Annotated in this window: 23 protein-coding genes; 19 read left to right on the top strand and 4 right to left on the bottom strand. The window is 68.5% G+C overall.

Annotated elements, in window-relative coordinates; genetic code table 11:
• Window positions 1–70: 70 nt before the first annotated feature.
• The gene (locus IG194_RS04530; RefSeq protein WP_009621613.1) at window positions 71–388 is read right to left on the bottom strand and encodes an Mpo1-like protein; all 318 of its coding nucleotides are present in this window, start codon (window positions 386–388) and stop codon (window positions 71–73) included.
• 129 nt (window positions 389–517) lie between these two features.
• Between IG194_RS04530 and IG194_RS04525 the strand changes: the two genes are divergently transcribed.
• Entirely contained in the window at window positions 518–1,516 is a 999-nt protein-coding gene (locus IG194_RS04525; protein ID WP_058490608.1) for an AraC family transcriptional regulator, read from the top strand.
• Window positions 1,517–1,864: 348 nt separating this feature from the next.
• On the opposite strand, the gene IG194_RS04520 is transcribed toward IG194_RS04525, so the two are convergent.
• Complete coding sequence (locus IG194_RS04520) at window positions 1,865–2,578, bottom strand: TorF family putative porin (protein ID WP_058490606.1); 714 nt, start codon at window positions 2,576–2,578, stop codon at window positions 1,865–1,867.
• A 214-nt stretch (window positions 2,579–2,792) separates the two neighbouring features.
• On the opposite strand from IG194_RS04520, the gene IG194_RS04515 reads away from it, so the two are divergent.
• The 13 genes from IG194_RS04515 to IG194_RS04455 all read left to right on the top strand — a co-directional run bounded on the left by IG194_RS04515 (window position 2,793) and on the right by IG194_RS04455 (window position 13,246).
• Window positions 2,793–3,098 (top strand): STAS domain-containing protein, encoded by a 306-nt coding sequence (locus tag IG194_RS04515; RefSeq protein WP_009621621.1) that lies wholly within the window; start codon window positions 2,793–2,795, stop codon window positions 3,096–3,098.
• Between the two features lie 12 nt (window positions 3,099–3,110).
• A complete protein-coding gene (locus tag IG194_RS04510) occupies window positions 3,111–4,811 on the top strand; it encodes a fused response regulator/phosphatase (RefSeq protein ID WP_082996344.1) in 1,701 nt (566 codons plus the stop codon).
• A gap of 53 nt (window positions 4,812–4,864) precedes the next feature.
• A complete protein-coding gene (locus tag IG194_RS04505; RefSeq protein ID WP_009621625.1) occupies window positions 4,865–5,215 on the top strand; it encodes an Hpt domain-containing protein in 351 nt (116 codons plus the stop codon).
• 73 nt (window positions 5,216–5,288) lie between these two features.
• Window positions 5,289–6,566, top strand: coding sequence for a flagellar hook-length control protein FliK (locus tag IG194_RS04500; protein ID WP_058490604.1), 1,278 nt, complete (start codon window positions 5,289–5,291; stop codon window positions 6,564–6,566).
• A 284-nt stretch (window positions 6,567–6,850) separates the two neighbouring features.
• The gene (gene fliL, locus IG194_RS04495) at window positions 6,851–7,363 is read left to right on the top strand and encodes a flagellar basal body-associated protein FliL (RefSeq protein WP_009621628.1); all 513 of its coding nucleotides are present in this window, start codon (window positions 6,851–6,853) and stop codon (window positions 7,361–7,363) included.
• 10 nt (window positions 7,364–7,373) lie between these two features.
• Complete coding sequence (gene fliM / locus IG194_RS04490; RefSeq protein WP_009621629.1) at window positions 7,374–8,345, top strand: flagellar motor switch protein FliM; 972 nt, start codon at window positions 7,374–7,376, stop codon at window positions 8,343–8,345.
• A 25-nt stretch (window positions 8,346–8,370) separates the two neighbouring features.
• Window positions 8,371–8,838: a flagellar motor switch protein FliN gene (gene fliN, locus IG194_RS04485; RefSeq protein ID WP_009621630.1), complete on the top strand. Its 468-nt coding sequence runs from the start codon at window positions 8,371–8,373 to the stop codon at window positions 8,836–8,838.
• A gap of 2 nt (window positions 8,839–8,840) precedes the next feature.
• Window positions 8,841–9,323 (top strand): flagellar biosynthetic protein FliO, encoded by a 483-nt coding sequence (fliO, locus tag IG194_RS04480; RefSeq protein WP_058491069.1) that lies wholly within the window; start codon window positions 8,841–8,843, stop codon window positions 9,321–9,323.
• Complete coding sequence (fliP, locus tag IG194_RS04475) at window positions 9,320–10,099, top strand: flagellar type III secretion system pore protein FliP (RefSeq protein WP_058490602.1); 780 nt, start codon at window positions 9,320–9,322, stop codon at window positions 10,097–10,099. The genes fliO and fliP overlap by 4 nt, the downstream gene beginning before the upstream one ends.
• A 19-nt stretch (window positions 10,100–10,118) precedes the next feature.
• Entirely contained in the window at window positions 10,119–10,388 is a 270-nt protein-coding gene (gene fliQ, locus IG194_RS04470; protein WP_009621633.1) for a flagellar biosynthesis protein FliQ, read from the top strand.
• A complete protein-coding gene (gene fliR / locus IG194_RS04465) occupies window positions 10,388–11,164 on the top strand; it encodes a flagellar biosynthetic protein FliR (protein ID WP_058490600.1) in 777 nt (258 codons plus the stop codon). Before fliQ ends, fliR begins: the two co-directional genes overlap by 1 nt.
• Entirely contained in the window at window positions 11,164–12,300 is a 1,137-nt protein-coding gene (gene flhB / locus IG194_RS04460) for a flagellar biosynthesis protein FlhB (RefSeq protein WP_058490598.1), read from the top strand. Before fliR ends, flhB begins: the two co-directional genes overlap by 1 nt.
• 124 nt (window positions 12,301–12,424) lie before the next feature.
• Window positions 12,425–13,246 carry a hypothetical protein gene (locus IG194_RS04455; protein ID WP_058490596.1) on the top strand — a complete coding sequence of 274 codons (822 nt, stop codon included), beginning with the start codon at window positions 12,425–12,427 and terminating at the stop codon, window positions 13,244–13,246.
• Window positions 13,247–13,249: 3 nt separating this feature from the next.
• Here the strand turns inward: IG194_RS04455 and IG194_RS04450 are convergent, their stop codons facing one another.
• Window positions 13,250–14,509, bottom strand: coding sequence for an OprD family porin (locus tag IG194_RS04450; protein ID WP_058490595.1), 1,260 nt, complete (start codon window positions 14,507–14,509; stop codon window positions 13,250–13,252).
• Window positions 14,510–14,870: 361 nt separating this feature from the next.
• Here IG194_RS04450 and IG194_RS04445 point away from each other — a divergent pair, with 361 nt between their 5' ends.
• Genes IG194_RS04445 through IG194_RS04435 form a run of 3 tightly spaced genes read left to right on the top strand, consistent with a single transcriptional unit; the run spans window position 14,871 to window position 17,770 of the window.
• Complete coding sequence (locus tag IG194_RS04445) at window positions 14,871–15,902, top strand: TRAP transporter substrate-binding protein (RefSeq protein ID WP_058490593.1); 1,032 nt, start codon at window positions 14,871–14,873, stop codon at window positions 15,900–15,902.
• Window positions 15,903–15,914: 12 nt separating this feature from the next.
• Window positions 15,915–16,451 (top strand): TRAP transporter small permease, encoded by a 537-nt coding sequence (locus IG194_RS04440; protein WP_058490591.1) that lies wholly within the window; start codon window positions 15,915–15,917, stop codon window positions 16,449–16,451.
• Entirely contained in the window at window positions 16,448–17,770 is a 1,323-nt protein-coding gene (locus IG194_RS04435; protein ID WP_058490589.1) for a TRAP transporter large permease, read from the top strand. Before IG194_RS04440 ends, IG194_RS04435 begins: the two co-directional genes overlap by 4 nt.
• Window positions 17,771–18,125: 355 nt before the next feature.
• Here the strand turns inward: IG194_RS04435 and IG194_RS04430 are convergent, their stop codons facing one another.
• A complete protein-coding gene (locus IG194_RS04430) occupies window positions 18,126–19,622 on the bottom strand; it encodes an aldehyde dehydrogenase family protein (RefSeq protein WP_058490587.1) in 1,497 nt (498 codons plus the stop codon).
• A gap of 241 nt (window positions 19,623–19,863) precedes the next feature.
• Between IG194_RS04430 and IG194_RS04425 the strand changes: the two genes are divergently transcribed.
• Both IG194_RS04425 and IG194_RS04420 read left to right on the top strand, forming a co-directional pair.
• The gene (locus IG194_RS04425; RefSeq protein ID WP_043314781.1) at window positions 19,864–21,363 is read left to right on the top strand and encodes an APC family permease; all 1,500 of its coding nucleotides are present in this window, start codon (window positions 19,864–19,866) and stop codon (window positions 21,361–21,363) included.
• Window positions 21,344–21,922 carry a DUF3156 family protein gene (locus IG194_RS04420; RefSeq protein ID WP_058490585.1) on the top strand — a complete coding sequence of 193 codons (579 nt, stop codon included), beginning with the start codon at window positions 21,344–21,346 and terminating at the stop codon, window positions 21,920–21,922. Before IG194_RS04425 ends, IG194_RS04420 begins: the two co-directional genes overlap by 20 nt.
• Window positions 21,923–22,036 lie beyond the last annotated feature (114 nt).

Raw genomic sequence — 22,036 nt, 5'->3', positions numbered from 1 at the left:
CGCTTCATGCTTTTCGTAGGAGCGAGCTTGCTCGCGAACCCCTGTCGTTCGCGAGCAAGCTGCTGCAACCTCAGAACCGAATCCGCCCCGTAAAGGCATCCCTGAGCATCACCCAGTCGCCCATGAACGACCACAGCGGGTATTTGAAGGTGGCCGGGCGGTTCTTTTCGAAGACGAAGTGGCCGACCCAGGCGAAGCCGTAGCCGGCGAAGGGCAGGGCGATGAGCCACAGCAGGTTGCCGCTGGCGATGGCGTAGGCGAGGATCGCCAGCACCAGCAGGCTGCCCACGTAGTGCAGGCGGCGGCAGGTGGGGTTGCTGTGTTCCTGCAGGTAGAAGGGGTAGAACTCGGCGAAGCTGTGGAAACGCTCGGCGGTGTGGGTGGTCATGGCGCACCTCCTGTTGTTGTGATGGCCGCAGTCTACGAAGGCGGCCGATGACTTGCAGATGACCCCTGCAGCCAGTTTAGTATCCAACCCCGCCATTCCTTGCGCGCGCTGACAACAAGAAGAACCGAGATGCCTGAGCGTACCACCCTGTCCAGTTGGGTTCGTGGGATCCTCCTTGCCATCGAGCTGGAGGGGCTGGACGGCCGCGAGCTGTTCGCCGAGCTGGGCCTGGACCTTGCCGTCCTCGCCGACCCGGACGCGCGCTTCCCCCAGGACGACATGACGCGCCTGTGGCAGTTGGCCGTGCAGCGCAGCGGCAATCCGGCCATCGCCCTCAACTTCGCCCGCGTGCACACCCCGGCGTTCCCGGTGCTGGGGTATTCGATGATGTCCAGCCGCACCCTGGCCGAGGCCTTCGAGCGCCTGGAGCGTTACCAGCGGATCATCGCCGAGGGGGCGGACGTGAGTTTCCGCCGCCTGCCCGAGGGCTGCCTGTTCAGCGTGCAGGTGCATGGCGACCGCCTGTTGCCGCCACGGCAGAGCGCGGAAAGTTCGCTGGCCAGCATGATCGCCCTGGTGCGCTGGATCACCGGGCGCGACATCCGCCCGCTGGAGGTCCGCCTGGCGGGCGAACCGCCGGTCGACCTGGCGCCCTACCAGGCGCTGTTCCAGGCGCCGCTCAGCCATGGCCACGGGCAGTGCGCCATGCTGTTTTCCCACGAGGACATGAATGCGCCGCTGCCCACGGCCAACGCCGAACTGGCGCGCCTGCACGACCGTTTCGCCGGCGAGTACCTGGCGCGCTTCGGCAGCAGCCGTTTCAGCCACCAGACGCGCCAGGTGCTGTGCCGCCTGCTGCCCCAGGGCGAGCCGCGGCGCGAGGCGGTGGCGGAAATCCTCCACCTGTCCGAGCGCACCCTGCAGCGGCGCTTGCAGGAGGAGGGCAGCAGCTATCAGCAACTGCTCGACGACACCCGCCGCGAGCTGGCCCAGCAGTACCTGGCGACGCCGCACATGACGCTGCTGGAGATCGCCTACCTGCTGGGGTTCTCCGAGCCGAGCAACTTCTTCCGCGCCTTCCGCCGCTGGTTCGGGGTGACGCCGGGGGAGTATCGGGAGCGGTTGTAGGCGGTCGAGGGCGGTGATTGTAGCGGGCCCTGCCCGCGAATCGCGCGCAGGGCGCGCTCCTGCATGGGCACGGTGTTGGGACAACCCGTAGGAGCAAGCGGATCTTATCCGCGAATCGCGCCGATACGTCCGGCTATCGCGGACAAGGTCCTACTGCATGAGCGAGCATGGCTTTTCGTAGGATGGTGTTGAGCGAAGCGATACCCATCACCGCAACCGCATGGGTTTCGCCAAGGCTCAACCCATCCGTTGAGGCGCATCTCGGTGCAGCCGGCAAGACGGTTGCTCCTACGCCCGTGTCTCCTGGAACCGTAGGAGCGGACTCCGTCCGCGATTATCCGCGCAGGCTCAGAAGAACGACCGCGACGCCTTGAAGGTCACGGCGCTGTCGCAATAGGCGTTGTGGCCGGAATAGGCGGTGCAGTCCGTCCCGCTCAGGCTGCTGCCGCTGTAGGAGAAGTTCAGGTCCAGGCCCAGCCAGGGGCGGCTGAGGTTCACCGACCAGTCGTTGAAGCCGCTGACGTAGCCATTGGTCACGCTCACCGGGTTCTCCAGGCTGTAGCTGGCGTACTTCAGCGTCAGGTCGAAGCCCAGCGGCGGCGTCAGGCCCAGGTCGGCGAACAGGGTGGCGCTGCTGCGCCCGGCGCTGTTGCTGTAGGCGGCGCCCAGGCGGCTGCCGAAGATCGACAGGCCGCCGTAGACGTCCTGGGTGTCCAGGTCCGGCCGCTGCGGGTGCACGTAGCGGATGCTGCCCAGCTCGTAGCCGAGGCGGCCATTGCCCAGCGGGCGCTTGAAGCCGGCGTAGGAGTCGACTTCGGTGGGCTTGTCCGGTTCCAGGTTGGCGGCCCAGCCGCCGAAGTACCAGCCCGAGTCGTGGCTGGCGTCGAGCCCGCCGTGCAGGCTGTCCAGGCCGCCGGGCTGGATCAGGCCCTGGGCCATGCTGCGGGCCGGCGAGGTGGCGAACTTGAGGTCGAAGTCGCCGAGTTGGCGCTGCATGACCTGGGCATTGGCGGCCAGGCTGGCGCACAGCGTGGCGCCCAGCAGCAGACGGTGGATGATCATGGCTCCCCCCTAGATCTTCGAAATGCTCCTTGGCAGGTGCGGTCCCCTCCGCACCTTTACAGGGTAAAGCCATTCCTTGACCGGGCAATGACCGGCGGTCCATTTGTCGGCCGGAGCGAACCTTTGCGTACCGGCGTTCGCCGAGGTTGCCGGGCCGCGGACTAGCTGCTAAATCTTCCCCAGCATGCGCAGTCCATTCAGCAGGGAGGCCTCCATGGCCATCACATCCGTACCTTCGGCCGACGGCCAGGAACTGACCATCGTCGTCCAGGGCCGCTTCGACTTCGGTGCGCACCAGGAATTCCGCGACGCCTACGAGCGCGTCGAGACCACCCCGCGGCGCTACGTCGTCGACCTCAAGGGCGCCACCTACCTGGACAGCTCGGCGCTGGGCATGCTCCTGCTGCTGCGCGACCACGCCGGCGGCGAACATGCGCAGATCAGCCTGGTGCACTGCAGCCCGGACGTGCGCAAGATCCTCTCCATCTCCAATTTCGAACAACTGTTCCGCATCTCCTGAGCCGTGGCGGTCATGGCCAACTTCCTCACGGTCCTGATCGCCGACGACAACGCCGCCGACCGCCTGCTGCTGTCCACCATCGTCAGCCGCCAGGGCCACCGCGTGCTGACCGCCGCCAACGGCCTGGAGGCCCTGGCGCTGTTCGAGCAGGAGCGCCCGCAGCTGGTGCTGATGGACGCCCTGATGCCGGTGATGGACGGCTTCGAGGCGGCCCGGCGGATCCGCCGCCAGGCCGGCGAGGAGCTGGTGCCGATCATCTTCCTCACCTCGCTGAGCGAGACCGAGGCCCTGGTGCAGAGCCTGGAGGCCGGCGGCGACGACTTCCTCTCCAAGCCCTACAACCGGGTGATCCTCGAAGCCAAGATCCGCGCCATGGGCCGCCTGCATCACCTGCAGCGCGAGGTGCTGGCGCAGCGCGACCTGATCGCCCGGCACAACGAGCACCTGCTCAATGAGCAGCGGGTGGCCAAGGCGGTGTTCGACAAGGTGGCGCATTCCGGCTGCCTGAACGCGCCGAACATCCGCTACCTGCAGTCGCCCTTCGCGCTGTTCAACGGCGACCTGCTGCTGGCCGCCTACAAGCCCTCCGGCGGCATGCACGTGCTGCTCGGCGACTTCACCGGCCACGGCCTGCCGGCGGCCATCGGCGCCATGCCGTTGGCCGAGGTGTTCTACGGCATGACCGCCAAGGGCTACCCGATCGCCGACATCCTCCGCGAGATGAACGCCAAGCTGAAGCGCATCCTGCCGGTGGGGGTGTTCTGCTGCGCCAGCATGCTTAACCTGAGCTTCCAGCGCGGCCTGCTGGAGGTGTGGAACGGCGGCCTGCCCGACGGCTACCTGTTCCGCCAGGGCCGAGAGCTCCAGCCCCTGGTGTCGCGCCACTTGCCGCTGGGCATCCTGGAGCCGGCGGCCTTCGACGAGCGCTGCGAAGTCTTCCCCATGGAGGACGGCGACCGCGTGCTGCTGTTCTCCGACGGCGTGCTGGAGGCGAGCAACCCGCAGGGCGAGATGTTCGGCGAGCAGCGCCTGCGCCAGGTGTTCGAGGAGCAGCGCGACGCCTCGCGGCTGTTCGACGGGGTGAAGGCGGCGCTGGTGCGCTTCCGCGGCGAGGCCCAGGACGACCTGAGCATGCTGGAAGTGGCCCTGGTGCCCGACGCCAGCCTGCAGCGGCCGCCGCTGGCGTTTTCCGAGAGCGGGCTGGGCGGCACCCAGGACTGGTCCTGCAGTTTCGAGTTCCGCGCGCCCACGCTGCGCCACTTCAACCCTCTGCCGTTCCTGCTGCAGCTGCTGATGGAGGTGCATGACCTGCGCCCCCGCGGCGGGGCGCTGTACACGGTGCTCGCCGAGCTCTATTCCAATGCCCTGGAGCACGGCGTGATGGGCCTGGAGTCGCGCCTGAAGTGCGACGCCCAGGGCTTCGCCCGCTACTACGAGGAACGCCGCAGGCGCCTGGAAAGCCTCGACCACGGCTTCGTGCGCTTCCACATCGACCTCTCCCCCCATGGCGATGGCGGCCGCCTGCTGGTGCGGGTGGAGGACAGCGGCAACGGCTTCGACGTCAATGCCGTGCTGCAGGCCCAGACGCAGTGCGCGCCGGGTTCCTTCAGCGGCCGCGGCCTGACCCTGGTGCGCAGCCTGCCCGACCGCTGCCAGTGGTCGGCGGACGGCAAGTCGGTGTCCGTGGAGTTTTTCTGGTCCGCTCAGGCATAATCCGGCACTTCCCGTGCGCCGGCCCTGGCCACGGGTAGCCAGGGAGCGAGCGAATGTCCGATGTGCATCTCGACGATGCCGTACTGAAGGCTTTGCGGGAGGTGATGGCGGAAGAGTTTCCGCTGTTGCTGGACACCTTCGTCGCGGACTCCGAGGAGCGCCTGCGCAACCTCCACGAGGCCCTGGCGGAACTCGACGGCCAGGCCCTGCGCCACGCCGCGCACAGCTTCAAGGGCAGCTGCGGGAACATGGGCGCGCCGGCCCTGGCCGCGCTGTGCAAGCGCCTGGAAGACGCCGCCCGGCAGGGCGACATGGCCAAGGCCGCCGGGCTGATCGAGCAGGTCGAACGCGAGTTCGCCATCGTCCGCATCCTGTTGCGCCAGCAGCGCCTGCAACGTTCCTGACGAGCGATCCGGGAAACTGGCCCGGCCCTTGCTATCTCCGTGTCATCGACGCAAACGAGAACGGAGATCGCCGATGGCTGTCGCCCCGGACATCCTACTTTCGCCGACCGCGCCAGCGAGCCCCCGGACATCCCCGTCCAGGGCCGCGCAGGATTCGGCCAACACCAGCAACGACAAGGGTTCCAGCTTCGCCGACGTGTACGCCCAGGAGAGCCGGCCGGCCGCCAAGGAGCGCCCGCAGGCCCAAACCAAGGCCAGCCGCGACAAGCCGCGCGGGCAGGACGACGCGCCGGCCAAGGACAGCGCCAAGGCGCCGGAAGCCGGCAGCGAGCAGCCAAAGGTTGCCGATGGTGGCAAGCCCTTGCCGGCCCAGGAACAGGCGTCGACCGACGACGACGGCCAGCAGCCGCCCGACCCCAGCCTCGACCCACTGCTGGCGCTGGCCATGGGCGCGCAGCCGCCGGTGCAGGACAGCGTCGCGCAGCTCGGCCAGGCCCAGCTCAATGCCGCCAACAGCGATGGCGACCTGCAGAAGCTCAACCAGGCCCAGGGCGTGGCCCTGTTGCCGGAAGCGGGCGCCGAGGAGGTGACCCAGGCCCTGCAGTTGCCCACCGCCGGCAAGGGTGAAATCAACCTCAAGCTGACCGACGACCAGGGCAAGGGCGACGCCAAGCTGGACATGACCAGCCTGCTGGCCGGCCTCAAGGATGCCCAGGGTTCGACCGAGGCCAAGGCCACCGATGCCGCCGGCGAACTGGCCGGGCAGCTGGCCGACGACGTGGCACAGCCCAAGACCGAGACGCGCAACGAGAGCTTCGCCCATCGCCTGGAGGCCATGACCCAGGCGCTCAACGGCACCCAGCAGGCGCTCACCAGCCGCCCGGTCAACCCGCAGGCGCCCGGCCAGCCGGTGGCCATGCAGCAGAACGGCTGGACCGACCAGGTGGTGGACCGGGTGATGTGGATGTCCAGCCAGAACCTGAAGTCCGCCGACATCCAGATGGAGCCGGCCGACCTCGGGCGCCTGGAAGTGCGCATCCACATGACCAGCGACCAGACCCAGGTGACCTTCGCCAGCGCCAGCGCCGGCGTGCGCGAGGCCCTGGACAGCCAGCAGCACCGCCTGCGCGAGATGCTCGGCCAGCAGGGCATGAACCAGGTCAACGTCAACGTCTCCGACCAGTCCCTGGCCCGTGGTTGGCAAGGCCAGGGCCAGCAGCAGGGCAACGCCCGCGGCGGCGCGGCCACGGCGGGCGCGGAAGGCGACGACGAGCCGGTGCTCAGCGGCGTCAGCGAAATCCGCGCGCGGCCGCAGTTGGGTGGGTTGGGGATGGTGGATTATTACGCCTGACGCCGGCCCTGCCGTTCCCACACCACCGGTTGGCAGCGCTTTCGTAGGAGCGAGCCGGCGGAGCACCCTCGTAGGATGGCGTTGAGCGAAGCGATACCCATCGCCACGGTCGCATGGGCATTGCAAACGCAAAGCCCCGCACTTCCGCCCTCCCGCACGCCGCCCCTCGCTCCGCTCATCGGCAGCCTGTAATATCCGCCGCGGCGGCCGGGCATGACCTGGCACAGCCCTTGCTCCTATCCTTATGGACAGGCAACGGACCGCGCAAGTGACGGATTTCTGGCATGGCTAAGAACGATCAGCAGACCACTCCACCCGCCGAGGGCGGCGCCGGCAAGGGCCGGCTCAAGCTCATCATCATCCTGGGCCTGGCCTTCCTGCTGGCGGTCGGGGCGTCGGTGGGCGGCACCTGGTTCTTCCTCAGCCGCGGCGCCAAGCCGGCCGAGGCGCCGGCCGCGGAGGCCGGCAGCGGCAAGAAACCGGCGCTCTACGAGGTGCTGGCGCCGTCCTTCGTGGTCAACTTCAACCAGGGCGGGCGGCAGCGCTACCTGCAGGTCGCCGTGGCCCTGATGGGCCGCGACCAGGCCCAGCTGGACGCCCTGCGCGAACAGATGCCGCTGGTGCGCAACCAGCTGGTGATGCTGTTCTCCAGCCAGAATTTCGACGCCTTGACCACCCCGGTGGGCAAGGAGATGCTGCGACAGCAGGCGACCGCCAGCATCCAGGAACTGGCCAAGAAGGCCACCGGTCAGTTGACCGTGGAACAGGTGCTTTTCACCAATTTCGTACTCCAGTAGGTAAGCCGCCATGGCTGTGCAAGATCTGCTCTCCCAGGACGAAATCGACGCGCTGCTGCACGGCGTCGACGACGGCCTGGTGGAAACCGAAGTCGATTCCGACCCCACGGCGGTCAAGTCCTACGACCTGACCAGCCAGGACCGCATCGTCCGCGGTCGCATGCCGACCCTGGAGATGATCAACGAGCGCTTCGCCCGCTACACCCGCATCAGCATGTTCAACCTGCTGCGGCGCTCGGCCGACGTCGCCGTGGGCGGCGTGCAGGTGATGAAGTTCGGCGAGTACGTGCATTCGCTCTACGTGCCCACCAGCCTCAACCTGGTGAAGATGAAGCCGCTGCGCGGCACCGCGCTGTTCATCCTCGACGCCAAGCTGGTGTTCAAGCTGGTGGACAACTTCTTCGGTGGCGACGGCCGCCACGCCAAGATCGAGGGCCGCGAATTCACCCCCACCGAGCTGCGGGTGGTGCGCATGGTCATCGAGCAGGCCTTCGTCGACCTGGCCGAGGCCTGGAGCGCGGTGCTGCCGATCACCTTCGAGTACGTCAACTCGGAAGTGAACCCGGCCATGGCCAACATCGTCAGCCCCAGCGAGGTGGTGGTGGTCTCCACCTTCCATATCGAGCTGGACGGCGGCGGCGGCGACCTGCACATCACCGTGCCCTACGCGATGATCGAGCCGATCCGCGAGATGCTCGACGCCGGCTTCCAGTCCGACGTCGACGACCAGGACGAGCGCTGGCAGAACGCCCTGCGCGAGGACATCCTCGACGTCAACGTGCCGGTGGACGCCACCGTGGTGCGCCGCCAGCTGCGCCTGCGCGACATCCTGCACATGCAGCCGGGCGACGTGATCCCGGTGGAGATGCCCGAATTCATGGTGATGCGCGCCAACGGCGTGCCTTCCTTCAAGGTCAAGCTGGGTTCGCACAAGGGCAACCTGGCCTTCCAGATTCTCGATCCGCTCGAGCGCCCGCGCTGAGCGCATCCCCCCAGAGGACCCGACAATGGCAGATGAAGACAAAGTGACCCCCGAGGAGCAGGCCCTGGCGGACGAATGGGCCGCGGCCCTGTCCGAGGCGGGCGACGCCAGCCAGGACGACATCGACGCGATGATGGCCGGCAACGCCGCGCCGGCCGCCCCGGTGGCGCCGCGCGCGCCCATGGAGGAGTTCGGCATGGCGCCGCGGGCGCCGACCATCGCCGGCCTGGAAGGGCCGAACCTGGACGTCATCCTTGACATCCCGGTGACCATCTCCATGGAGGTCGGCCACACCGACATCACCATCCGCAACCTGCTGCAGCTCAACCAGGGCTCGGTGATCGAGCTCGACCGCCTGGCCGGCGAGCCGCTGGACGTGCTGGTCAACGGCACCCTGATCGCCCACGGCGAGGTGGTGGTGGTGAACGAGAAGTTCGGCATCCGCCTGACCGACGTGATCAGCCCCAGCGAACGCATCAAGAAGCTGCGCTGATGATGGCCCGCCTGCTCGCGCTGTTCTGCGCCCTGCCGCTGGCCGGGCTGCTGCCCCTGGCCCAGGCCGCCGAGGAGCCGGCCGCCGCGCCGGCGCCGGCCATCGTCCATGCAAGCGCCTCGCCGAGCCTGATCACCGGCAGCGCCGGGGCCCAGCTGCTGCAGCTGCTGTTCGGCCTGGTGCTGGTGGTGGCGCTGATCTTCCTGCTCGCCTGGCTGGTGCGCCGGGTGCAGCAGATCGGCCCGCGCGGCAACCAGGCGATCAAGCTGGTGGCCAGCCAGGCCCTGAGCCCGCGCGACCGCCTGCTGCTGGTGCAGGTGGGCGAGGAGCAGATCCTCCTCGGCCTGACCCCCGGGCGCATCACCCCGCTGCACGTGCTCAAGGAGCCGGTGCGCGGCGTCGAGGTCGGCGAGCAGCCGGCGCCGCCGGAATTTGCCCAGCGCCTGCTGGAGCTGCTGAACAAGGACAAGGGCCGCCCGCAATGAGCTTCCCCGCCTTCGCCCGGGCACTGCGCCGCTGCCTGCCGCTGCTGGCCGTGCTGCTGGCGCTGCTCGCGCCCCAGGCCTTCGCCGCCGACCCGCTGCAGGTCCCGGCGATCACCGTGACCACCAACCCGCAGGGCCAGCAGGAATACTCGGTCAGCCTGCAGATCCTGCTGATCATGACGGCGCTGAGCTTCATCCCGGCGTTCGTCATGCTGATGACCAGCTTCACCCGGATCATCATCGTCTTCGCCATCCTGCGCCAGGCGCTGGGCCTGCAGACCACGCCGTCGAACCAGATCCTCGTGGGCCTTGCGCTGTTCCTCACCCTGTTCGTCATGGCGCCGGTGTTCGACAAGGTCAACAGCACCGCGCTGCAGCCCTACCTGAACGAGCAGATCCAGGCCCCGGAGGCGCTGAGCCGCGCCGAGGTGCCGCTGAAGTCGTTCATGCTGGCGCAGACGCGGCAGTCGGACCTGGACCTGTTCGTGCGCCTGTCCAAGCGCACCGACATCGCCAACGCCGACGCCACGCCGCTGACCATCCTGGTCCCGGCCTTCGTCACCTCGGAGCTGAAGACCGCGTTCCAGATCGGCTTCATGATCTTCATCCCGTTCCTGATCATCGACCTGGTGGTGGCCAGCGTGCTCATGGCGATGGGCATGATGATGCTGTCGCCGCTGATCATCTCGCTGCCGTTCAAGATCATGCTGTTCGTCCTGGTGGACGGCTGGGCGCTGATCATCGGCACCCTGGCCGGCAGCTTCGGCACCGTTTGACTAGAGAGGAGGGCGCGCCATGACCCCGGAAGTCGCCGTCGACCTGTTCCGCCAGGCACTCTGGCTGACCGCCATGATGGTCGCCATCCTGGTGCTGCCGAGCCTGCTGGTGGGCCTGGTGGTGGCCATGTTCCAGGCCGCCACGCAGATCAACGAGCAGACCCTGAGCTTCCTGCCGCGCCTGCTGGTGACCCTCGGCACCCTGATCGTCCTCGGCCCCTGGCTGGTGCGCGAGCTGATGGAGTACACCCAGGGCCTGATCACCAGCATCCCCACGCTGATCGGCTGATGCTGGAACTCACCAACGCGCAGATCGGCGCCTGGGTCGGCAGCTTCGTGCTGCCGCTGTTCCGCATCGCCGCGCTGCTGATGACCATGCCGATCTTCAGCAACCAGATGGTCCCGGCGCGGGTGCGCCTGTACCTGTCGCTGGCCATCGCCGTGGTGCTGGTGCCGACGCTGCCGCCGATGCCCCAGGTCGACGCCCTGAACCTGCGCGCCATGCTGCTGGTGGGCGAGCAGGTGCTGATCGGCGCCATGCTCGGCTTCACCCTGCAGCTGTTCTTCCATGTCTTCGTGGTCGCCGGGCAGCTGCTGTCGATGCAGATGGGCCTGGGCTTCGCCTCCACCGTGGACCCGGCCAACGGCATCTCGGTGCCGGTGATGGGGCAGTTCTTCAGCCTGCTGGTGACCCTGCTGTTCCTGGCCATGAACGGCCACCTGGTGGTGCTGGAGGTGATCGCCGAGAGCTTCGTCACCCTGCCGGTGGGCCAGGGCCTGTCGGCCGAGCACCTGTACACCGTGGCCGGCAAGCTCGGCTGGGTGCTCGGCGGCGGCCTGCTGATCGCCCTGCCGGCGGTCACCGCGCTGCTGGTGGTGAACCTAGCCTTCGGCGCCATGACCCGCGCCGCGCCGCAACTGAACATCTTCTCCATCGGCTTCCCGCTGACCCTGGTGATGGGCTTCATCATCGTCTGGATCGGCACCGCCGAAATCCTCTCGCAGTACCAGGACCTCGTCCGCGAGGCCCTGGCGCTGCTCCGTGAACTGGTGGGAGCGCGCTGATGGCGGAAAGCGAGAGCGGCCAGGACAAGACAGAGGAACCCACAGAGAAACGTCGCCGCGAGGCCCGCAAGAAAGGCCAGCTGCCGCGTTCCCGCGAGCTGAACACCCTCTCCGTGCTGATGGCCGGGGCCGGCGCGCTGCTGGTCTACGGCGCGCACCTGGCCGAGGTGCTGATGGGGGTGATGCGCAACAGCTTCGAGATGTCCCGCGAGACGGCGATGCGCAGCGAGAGCATGCTGCAACTGCTGGGCACCGCCGCGCGCGGGGCCGCCGAGGGGCTCTGGCCGATCCTGCTGGTGCTGCTCTGCGCCGCCCTGATCGGGCCCATCTCCCTGGGCGGCTGGCTGTTCTCCGGCGAGGCCCTGGCGCCCAAGTTCAGCCGCATGAACCCGCTGGAAGGGATCAAGCGGATGTTCTCCGCCAAGTCGGTGCTGGAACTGTTCAAGGCGCTGATCAAGTTCGTCGTGGTGCTGGCGGTGGCGGTGCTGGTGCTGCGCTCGGACAAGGAGGCGCTGCTGGCGCTGCTGCACCAGCCGCTGCAGATGGCCATCGTGGAAAGCGTCAAGGTGGTGGGCTGGAGCGCCTTCTGGATGGCCTGCAGCCTGCTGCTGATCGCCGCGGTGGACGTGCCCTACCAGCTCTGGGACAACCGCCAGAAGCTGCTGATGACCAAGCAGGAAGTGCGCGACGAGTACAAGGACTCCGAGGGCAAGCCCGAGGTCAAGGCCAAGGTCCGCCGCCTGCAGCGCGAGATGGCGCAGCGGCGCATGATGCAGGCGGTGCCCGATGCCGACGTGGTGATCACCAACCCGACGCACTTCGCCGTGGCCCTGAAGTACGACGCGGCGGCCGGCGGCGCGCCGCGCCTGCTGGCCAAGGGCAACGACTTCCTCGCCCTGAAGATCCGCGAGGTGGCCCAGGAGCACAAGGTCACGGTGCTGGAGTCGCCGGCCCTGGCCCGTGCGGTCTACTACTCCACCGAACTGGACCAGGAGATTCCCGCCGGCCTCTACCTGGCGGTGGCCCAGGTGCTGGCCTACGTCTACCAGCTCAGGCAGTTCCGCGCCGGCAAGGGCAAGCGCCCCGGGCCGATGCCCGACGTGCCCATCCCACCGGACCTGCGCCGCGACGAGTGAGGCACCGCGTTCGTCGCCCGCCATTGACGGCTGCCGCTGGCGGCCTTCACTTTCACTTGAGGGCCGGTGGCGCGTGCCGTGGTACGACCTGAACGGAGTCGGACCACAACACGGGATTGCTGCCATGGCCAAGGTATTGCTGACCGCCGCGCTGCGCGGCGAATACGAACAACTCTTCAACAGCTGCCAGATCCGCCCGGCGCGCGCCGCCCAGGTGGAGGCGCTGGTCGAACGCATCGAGGACAACCAGCCGCGCTACGCCGAGGTCGGCAAGGCCCTGGGCATCCCCTGGGGCTTCATCGGCGTGGTGCACTGCATGGAAAGCGGCCTGCGCTTCGACCGCCACCTGCACAACGGCGACCCGCTGACGGCGCGCACCGTGCAGGTGCCGGCGGGACGGCCGAAGGAGGGCAAGCCACCGTTCACCTGGGAGGAAAGCGCCGAGGACGCCCTGCGCCTGAAGCGCCTGGGCGCCGCCACCGACTGGAGCCTGGCCGGCACCCTCTACCAGCTGGAGGCCTACAACGGCTTCGGCTACCGGCTGTACCACCCCCACGTGCTCTCGCCCTACCTGTGGAGCTATTGCAACCACTACCAGAGCGGCAAGTACGTGCAGGACGGCACCTGGTCCGACAGCGCCCAGTCCAAGCAGTGCGGCGCCGCGGTGCTGCTGCGGCGCATGGCCGAGCGCGGCCTGCTGGAGTTCGTCGACCAGCCCAAGCCGAGCGCTGCCCAGCCGTTGCTGGTGAACTACTCCATGAGCCTCTCCGAGGACGCCGCCGAGGTGCGCCGGGTGGAGGAACTGCAGACCTGGCTGAACAGCTTCCCGGGCGTCTTCGTCAAGATCGACGGGGTGCCCGGCAAGCGCACTTCCGAGGCCTGGCGCCTGGTCACCGGCGCCTACCTGCCGGGCGATCCGCGCGCGCGGCGGCGGGCGGCCGCCTGAGACTCACCAGATGGGGATGCTGTAGTTGGCGATCAGGCGGTTCTCGTCCATGTCCGCGCCATGGCTGCTGCGCGCGGTCACGTTGCGCCAGCGCAGCGACAGCCCCTTGAGCGGCCCGTCCTGCAGGGTGTAGGCCAGGTCGCTGTCGCGCTCGTACTCGTGGCCGTCCTCCAGGCCCGCGCCGCGGCGGATGTCGTCGCCGCGGGTGTAGCGGGTCATGAAGCTCAGGCCGGGAACGCCGAGGGAGGCGAAGTCGTAGTCGTAGCGCAGCTGCCAGGACTTCTCCCCCGGCTGGGTGAAGGTCTGGATGGTCATCAGGTTGTGCGAGTAGGGCGGGGTGTAGCCGTTGAGGGTGGGGAAGCCGTCGTCGCCGATCATCTTCTGGTAGGCCACGCCGATGGCGTGGGCGCCGGCGCGCAGGGTGAACATCATGCTCAGGTTGCGGTTGTCCACCGGGCCGGAGATGGCCTTGCCGTCGTCGTCGCTGTCGAAGTAGCGCAGGTCGCTGCGCAGCGACAGGCCCTCGGCCAGCGGCAGGGTGTGCACCAGGCCGTAGTAGTGCTGCTGGTAGATGTCCTTGAGCTGGCCGTAGAAGTAGCTGGCGGTCAGGTTCGGGGTGAAGGCGTAGCTGGCGCCGGCGAGGTTGAACTCGTCGCTGGCGAAGGCCTTGCTGCGGCCCATGATGTACATGTCGTCGTTGCCCGCCGACTCGCGGGTGCGCGACTTCCACAGCTGGCCGGCGGTGAGTGTCAGCTTGTCGATCTCGTTGGAGGTCAGCAGGGCGCCGTCGAAGGTCTGCGGCATCAGGCGCACGTCGTCGCGGAATACCACCGGCAGCTGCGGCTCCAGCAGGCCGATGTTCAGCTGCGTCTTCGAGTAGCGCAGCTTGGCGGTCAGCCCGGCGTGGCTGTAGTCGTCCACCGGCTCGCGGGAGTTGGGCCCGAAGGGCAGGGTGCCGTCGCCGCTGCGCCCGCGCCCGGAATCGAGTTTGACGCCGAGCAGCCCGGTGGCGTCCAGGCCGAAGCCGATGGGGCCTTCGGTGAAGCCCGACTGCAGGCGCAGGACGAAGGCCTGGGACCAGTTGCCGGCCTGGGATTGCGCGGCGTTGTCCTGGCGGTAGTCGCGCAGCTGGTAGAAGTTGCGCAGGTCCAGGCGGCCGCTGCTGTCGTCGATGAAATCGGCCTGGGCGGCCAGCGGCAGCAGGCCGGTGGCCAACAGGCCGAGGCGGAACGGAATGCGCTTCTGAATGTGTGTGGCGGACATGCTCTTCCCCTTGTTGTTCTTGTTTTGTTCTTGTTCTTCGCTCCTCGGCGGGAGCGAGCGGGGAGAGGTTGTACCACATAATTAATTTGTTAACGATATGCCGGAGCAACCCGGAACTTTCCTCCTGCGGATCGGCCGTTTTCCGCGGAATGCGCGCCGTTGCCTGCTTGAGAAAGCCTTAATCCCGGTGTTCATAGGCCTTTCAGGGGCGTCTCATAACATTTTGTCACATTTGCCCGGATGGCAATCCGCCGCCTGATTCGCTTGGCGTATTGTTAAAATATTAACTATATGCCTGAATCTAGCCCCCGGGCGCCGCCAGGTGTCCACCCGACGATAAGAACAACACCGAGGTAACGGCATGAAGAAATCCTCTTTCCTGGCCCTGCTGCTCGCCTGTGGCAGCCTGGCCCCGGCCGTGGCGGCCGAGCGCGTGACGCTGAAGATCGCGCACTTCCTCCCGGCCAGCTCCAATGCCCAGCAGCACGTCATCCAGCCCTGGTGCGACACCCTGGCCCGCGAGTCGGAGCAGCGCATCCAGTGCCAGATCTACCCCTCCATGCAGCTCGGCGGCACCCCGGGGCAACTGCCGGACCAGGTGCGCAACGGCGTGGTGGACATCGTCTGGACCGCCCCCGGCTACTCGCCCGGGCGCTTCCCGCGCAGCGAGGCGGTGGAGCTGCCGTTCATGCTGCCGGCCAACGGCGTGCAGGCCTCGAAGATCATCTGGCAGTTCTACCAGCAGGCCCTGCAGGAGGATTACAAGGGCTACCGCGTGCTGGCCCTGCACAGCGACGGCGGCATGCAGCTGCACACCACCGGCAAGGCCGTGCGCAGCCTGGAAGACTTCAAGGGCCTGAAGCTGCGCGCCTCCTCGCGCATGAGCGCCCGCCTGGCCACCGGCCTGGGCGCCGCCCCGGTGAGCATGCCGGCGGCGCAGCTCACCGAGTCGCTGTCCAAGGGCGTGATCGACGGCGCCCTGGCCAGTTGGGAGCTGATCCCGGCGCTGAAGCTCGACGAGGTGACGCAGCACCATACCGACGTGCCGGAAGGCCGCCCGACCTTCTCCATCACCCTGCTGGGCATGCTGATGAACCCGCGCAGCTACGAGCGCATGCCCGACGACCTCAAGGCGATCCTCGACCGCAACAGCGGCGACGCCCTGGTGCAGCGCTTCGGCGAAGCCTGGGAGAACGAACTGGCGCGGGCCCGCGACATGGTCGCCAGGGACAGCGTCGCCAGCTTCGAGCCGGCGGCCTACCAGACCCTGCGCGAGGCCGGCGACAAGGTCACCGCCGAGTGGGTGGCCGACGCCGAGGGCAAGGGCCTGGCGGGCGGGCAACTGGCCGACCGGCTGCGCGAGCTGTCCCGGGCCGCCGGCGTCGAGCTGTAAGGGGTGGCCGCGATGAGCGAGATGCTGTCCCTCGAAGGCGCCGTGCCGGCTCGCGGCAAGGGCCTGCCGGTGCGCCTGCTGGAATCCGTGGCGCAGGGCTTCGCCTATGCCGGCGGCGCCCTGCTGCTGGCCCTGGTGGGCATGTCCCTGGTGTCCATCGTCGGCCGCAAGCTGTGGTCGACGCCGGTCACCGGCGACATGGAACTGCTGGAAATGGGCGCGGCGGTGGCCATCGCCGCCTTCCTGCCGCTGTGCGAGATGCGCAACAGCCACATCCGCGTGGAGATGTTCTCCAACTGGATGCCCCCGGCTGTGCGCCGCGGGCTCGATGCCGTGGCGCACCTGCTGTTCGCCGCGGTCGCCGCGGTGCTGGCCTGGCGCACCGGCCTGCAGGTGCTGGAGGCCCACGCCCACGAGGACAGCAGCACCCTGCTGGCGGTGCCGCACTGGATCCCCCTGGCGCTGGTGGTGCCGAGCCTGGCGCTGCTCTGCCTGTGCGCCCTGTGCCGCAGCCTGCTGGCGCTGCTGGAAGAAGGAGCCGGACGATGAGCGCAATGGCCCTGGGCCTGTGGATGTTCGCCGGCCTGCTGGCGATGCTGGTGCTGCGCGTGCAGGTCGGCGTGGCGATGTTCCTGGCCGGCGCGCTGTGTTTCCTGGTGATCAACCAGGGCGACCTCAGCGCCTTGCTCTATACCCTCAACAACCTCGCCTACGCGCGCCTGTCCAACTACGACCTGGCGGTGATCCCGCTGTTCGTGCTGATGGGCCAGTTCGCCACCCACGGCGGCCTGTCGAAGGCGCTGTTCCGCTGCGCCTCGGCCTTCATCGGCCACTGGCGCGGGGGCCTGGCGCTGTCGGCGGTGGGCGCCTGCGCCGGCTTCGGGGCGATCTGCGGCTCGTCCCTGGCCACCGCGGCGACCATGGGCCAGGTGGCCCTGCCGGAGCTGGCGCGGCACAAGTACTCCGGGCGCCTGGCCACGGCCTCGGTGGCCGCCGGCGGCACCCTGGGCATCCTCATACCGCCGTCGGTGCCGCTGATCATCTACGCGGTGCTGACCCAGGAATCCATCGCCAAGCTGTTCGTCGCCGCCATGCTGCCGGCGCTGGTCGCGGTGATCGGCTACATGCTGGTGATCCGCATCCAGGTCGCCCGCGACCCCAATGCCTGCCAGCCGGCGCCCAAGGCCAGCGGCCGTGAAAGGCTGGCGGCCTTCGTGCAGATCCTGCCGATCCTGGCGATCTTCCTGGTGGTGATCGTCGGCATCTACGGCGGCTGGGCCAACCCCACCGAGGCGGCCTCCATCGGCGCCGCGGCCTGCGGCCTGCTGGCGGCGCTGCGCGGCGGCATGCGCTGGGACGGCCTGGGCAAGAGCCTGACCGGCACCGCCGAGGCCAGCGCCATGATCTTCCTGGTGCTGCTGGGCGCCGACCTGCTCAACTCCGGCCTGGCGCTGACGCAGATGCCGGTGGAACTGGCCACCTGGGTCCGCGACAGCGGCCTGGCGCCGCTGCTGGTGCTGGCGGTGATCCTGCTGATCTACCTGCTGCTGGGCTGCGTGATGGACTCGCTGGCGATGATCCTGCTGACCATCCCGATCTTCTACCCGATGATCATGGGCCTGGAGTTCTTCGACCTGACGGCGGGGGAGAAGTCCATCTGGTTCGGCATCCTGGCGTTGATGGTGGTGGAGATCGGCCTGATCCACCCGCCATTGGGGATGAACCTGTTCATCGTCAACAAGCTGGCCAAGGACGTGCCCTACATGGAAACCGCCAGGGGCGTGCTGCCGTTTCTCGCCTCGGACCTGCTGCGCATCGTGCTGCTGGTGCTGGTGCCGGGGTTGTCGCTGTGGTTGTTGAGTTTCTGAGCCGGGCGTTCCCGCACCTGTAGGAGCGGGCCCTGCCCGCGATTCGCGCGCAGGGCGCGCTCCTATGTGGGGTGGTGTGGCATTCCATTGGAGCGAGCTTGCTCGCGAATGGGGTTTGCCGGGGGTATCGGTGTTGGGTTCAAGAGCGCCCTCTCCCCAGCCCTCTCCCTGAAGGGAGAGGGGGCTTGTCCGTGCCAGAGGGGAGAATGGCCTATGCCGGATACCTCGTGCTTGCCGGCTAACTGTGGAATACCAACGCACGCCGAACGGTCCCCTCTCCCTTCAGGGAGAGGGTTAGGGAGAGGGAGCGGAGTCAACCCAAGACACTAATATCCCCGGCAAACTCCCCCTCATCTCAATACGCAATACAAACCGACTTCCCCTCCGTGAACCCCTCGATCGCCGCCCGTCCGAACTCCCGTCCCAGCCCCGACTGCTTGTAGCCGCCGAACGGCAGGTTGGGGTCCACCGGCACGTGGTTGTTGACCCACACCGTGCCCGCCTCGATCCGCGGGATCAGGTCCATCACCCGGCCCAGGTCGTTGCTCCAGATGCTTGCCGCCAGGCCGTAGGGGTTGTCGTTGATCTGCGCCACGGCGGCGTCGAGGTCGTCGTAGCTCAGCACCGAGAGCACCGGGCCGAAGATTTCCTCGCGGGCGCAGGCCATGCCGGCGTTCACCCCGGCCAGCACCGTCGGTTCGACGTAGTAGCCGGGCAGGTCCGGGCGGTTGCCGCCGCAGATGAACTGCGCGCCCTGTTCCCGGGCCAGGGCCAGGTGGCGCAGCACGCTGTCCTGCTGGCGGCGCGAGACCAGCGGGTTGATCTGGGCCTGCGGGTCCAGGCCCGGGCCGATGCTCAGCTTGCCCAGCTGTTCGCCCAGGCGCTCGACGAACTCGGCGTGGCGGCTGGCGTGGACGAACAGCCGCGAGGCCGCCGCGCAGACCTGGCCCTGGTTCAGCAGGCCGCCGCCGATGGCGCCGGCGATGGCCTTGTCCAGGTCGGCGTCGGGCAGCACCAGCATGGGGTTCTTGCCGCCCAGTTCGAGGGTGAAGCGCGTCATGTTCTGCAGGGCCGCGCCGCCCACCAGCTTGCCCACCGCGGTGGAGCCGGTGAAGGACACCTTGTTCAGCAGCGGGTGCGCCACCAGCGCCGCGCCGGCTTCGGCGCCGCCGAGCAGGACGTTGAAGACGCCGGCGGGGATGCCCGCCTCGATGGCCAGCTCGGCCACGCGCAGGGCGGTCAGCGGCGTCTCGTCGGCCGGCTTGATGACGATGGCGCAGCCGCAGGCCAGGGCCGGCATGACCTTCCACAGGGCGATCATCAGCGGGAAGTTCCACGGCACTATGCCGGCCACCACGCCCACCGGTTCGCGCCGGGTGTAGGCGGAAAAGCGCGCGCCGGCCGGCATCGGGATGGACACGTCCAGCGTCTGCCCCTCGATCTTGGTGGCCCAGCCGGCCATGTAGCGCACGTAGCCGAGGGAGGCGCCGACCTCGATGGCCCGGGCGATGTGGATCGACTTGCCCTGTTCCAGGCTTTCCAGTTGCGCCAGTTCCTCGGTGTGGCGCTCCACCAGCTCGGCGAAGCGCAGCAGCAGGCGCTCGCGCTCGCTCGGCGCCAGGCCGCTCCAGATGCCGGAACGGAAGGCGCGGTGGGCCGACTGCACGCAGGCGTCGACCTGCTCCAGGTCGGCCAGGCGCACTTCGGCCAGGGGGCTGTCGTCGGCGGGGTTGCGCAGGGTGCGGCGGGCGTCGCCGCGCGGCGTGCGCTGTTCGCCGTCGATGAAGGAGGCGTGGGCGCGGGCGAGGTAGGCCTGCACCTCCGGGAGGATCGGGATCAGCGGGCTGGACATGGGCAACTCCTGGGCTGCGATGGTCGATGGCCCAGGCTAGCCGCGGCGCGCGCCGGCGGCTTGTCCGAGCCTGCCAGGCGGGCATGACCCTCACTGCCGCCCTGGCAGCCATGGACAAGTCCGCCGGCAAGCCTGGGCAAGACGCCAGCAGGCGCCGGGCGCAGAGTGTCGGCCAGGCCCCATCGTGCCGCCCCTGCCTAAGCCACAACAAACCAGAACATTTGCTTAGAGGCCCACCACCATGTCCATCCAGCAGCAGCTCGACGCGCACCTCAAGCGCGGCACTGTCGGTTTTCCCACCGCCCTGGCCAGCACCATCGGCCTGATCATGGCCAGCCCGGTCATCCTCACCGCCACCATGGGCTTCGGCATCGGCGGCAGCGCCTTCGCCGCGGCCATGGTGATCGCCGTGCTGATGATGCTGGCGCAGTCCACCACCTTCGCCGAGGCGGCCTCGATCCTGCCCACCAGCGGCTCGGTGTACGACTACATCTCCTGCGGCATGGGGCGCTTCTTCGCCATCACCGGGACCATCGCCGCCTACCTGATCGTCCACGTCTTCGCCGGCACCGCCGAGACCATCCTTTCCGGGGTGATGGCGCTGGTGAACTTCGAGCACCTCAACACCCTGGCCGAGTCCGCCGGCGGCTCCTGGCTGCTGGGCGTGGGCTTCGTGGTGGTGTTCGGCATCCTCAACGTGTTCGGCGTCAACGCCTTCGGCCGCGCCGAGGTGGTGCTGACCTTCGGCATGTGGAGCACCCTGATGGTGTTCGGCGTGCTCGGCCTGCTGGCCGCCCCGGCGGTGCAGCTGGACGGCTGGTTCGGCGCCTCGCTGGTGGGCACCGACCTGCAGACCATCCTCTCGCTGGTGGGCATGGCCATGTTCATGTTCGTCGGTTGCGAGTTCGTCACCCCGCTGGCGCCGGATTTGCGCAACTCGGCCAAGGTGATGCCGCGGGCCATGGCCCTGGGCCTGTTCGGCGTGGCCTCGTGCATGTTCATCTACGGCGCGGCGATGAAGCGCCAGGTGGAGAACGTGCTGCTCGACCCGGCCGCCGGCGTGCACCTGCTGGACACGCCCATGGCCATCCCGCGCTTCGCCGAGCAGGTGATGGGCCAGGTCGGCCCGCTGTGGCTGGGCGTGGGTTTCCTGTTCGCCGGCGCCGCCACCATCAACACCCTGATGGCCGGGGTGCCGCGCATCATGTACGGCATGGCCGTGGACGGCGCGCTGCCCAAGTGCTTCGCCTACCTGCAGCCGCGCTTCAAGACGCCGGTGCTGTGCATCTTGGTGGCGGTGCTGATCCCCTGCCTGCACGCCCTGTGGCTGCGCGGCAACACCGACCACATCATGAACCTGGTGCTGGCCGCGGTCTGCGCCTGGAGCACCGCCTACCTGCTGGTGACCCTCTCCGTGGTGCTGCTGCGCATCCGCCGCCCGGACCTGCCGCGGGCTTACCGCTCGCCGCTGTTCCCGCTGCCGCAGATCGTCTCCAGCGTCGGCATCCTCATCGGCATGTGGTACATCACCCCGCCGGGCATGAACCCCGCCGACATCTACGTGCCCTTCGCCGTGATGCTCGGCCTCACCGCCGCCTACGCGCTGGTCTGGACCCTGCTGGTGCAGAAGGTCAACCCGTTCCGCCCGGTGCCGGTGGAAGAGGTGCTGGAGAAGGAGTTCCGCGCCGAGCCCGGCATCCATTCCAGCGAGTTCTACGGCCATGCTTCCAAGGCTGTCTGACTGGCTGCGCCGGCCGCCCTCGGGCTACCGCCCGGGGGTGACCCTGGCGCAGGCCCGGCGCAACCTCGGCGGCCTGGCCTTCGAAGCGCTGGAGCCCGGCGCCGGGCGCTTCAGCACGGTGGACGGCGGGTTGGTCTTCGAGCTGCGCGAGCGGCCCCAGGCGCAGTTCCTCATGCACCTGGTGCTCACCGAGTTCGTCGTCGAAGGGCCGGCGGCGCACGCCGGCGAGGCGCGCTTCGAGCTGCGCCACCAGGGTGTGCTGCGGCGCCAGGGCGTGGAATGCCGCCAGCGTGCCGGCGACCCGGCCCTGGGCGCGCGCCTGGCCGAGCGCCTGGCGGCCGACGAGCACCTGCAACGGGCGCTGCCGCCGCTGGACTTCAAGCGCCTGGAACTGGAATTCGGCGCCGGGCGCTGGCGCATCCGCCTGGAGCATATGGCCGCCAGCGAGGTGGTCAACCGCCTGCCCAGCTTCCGCCGCTACCTGCGCCTGGAGCGCGAACAGCGCGACCACCTGCTGCGTGCGCTGTTCCACCTGGGGCGCCTGCTCGGCGAGCTCTGAGCGCAGCGTTCGTTTACAGGTTATCCACGCCCACTGGCATGCCAGCTGCATAGGAAACGGCTGTCAGAAATTCGTTGCGAGCATTTCGATAACATGTTAACTGTTTCGCGACAA

The organism is Pseudomonas sp. ADPe (assembly GCF_014843515.1).
In the GTDB taxonomy this organism is placed as follows: domain Bacteria; phylum Pseudomonadota; class Gammaproteobacteria; order Pseudomonadales; family Pseudomonadaceae; genus Pseudomonas; species Pseudomonas citronellolis.
This window is presented reverse-complemented; position numbering and strand designations above follow the sequence as displayed.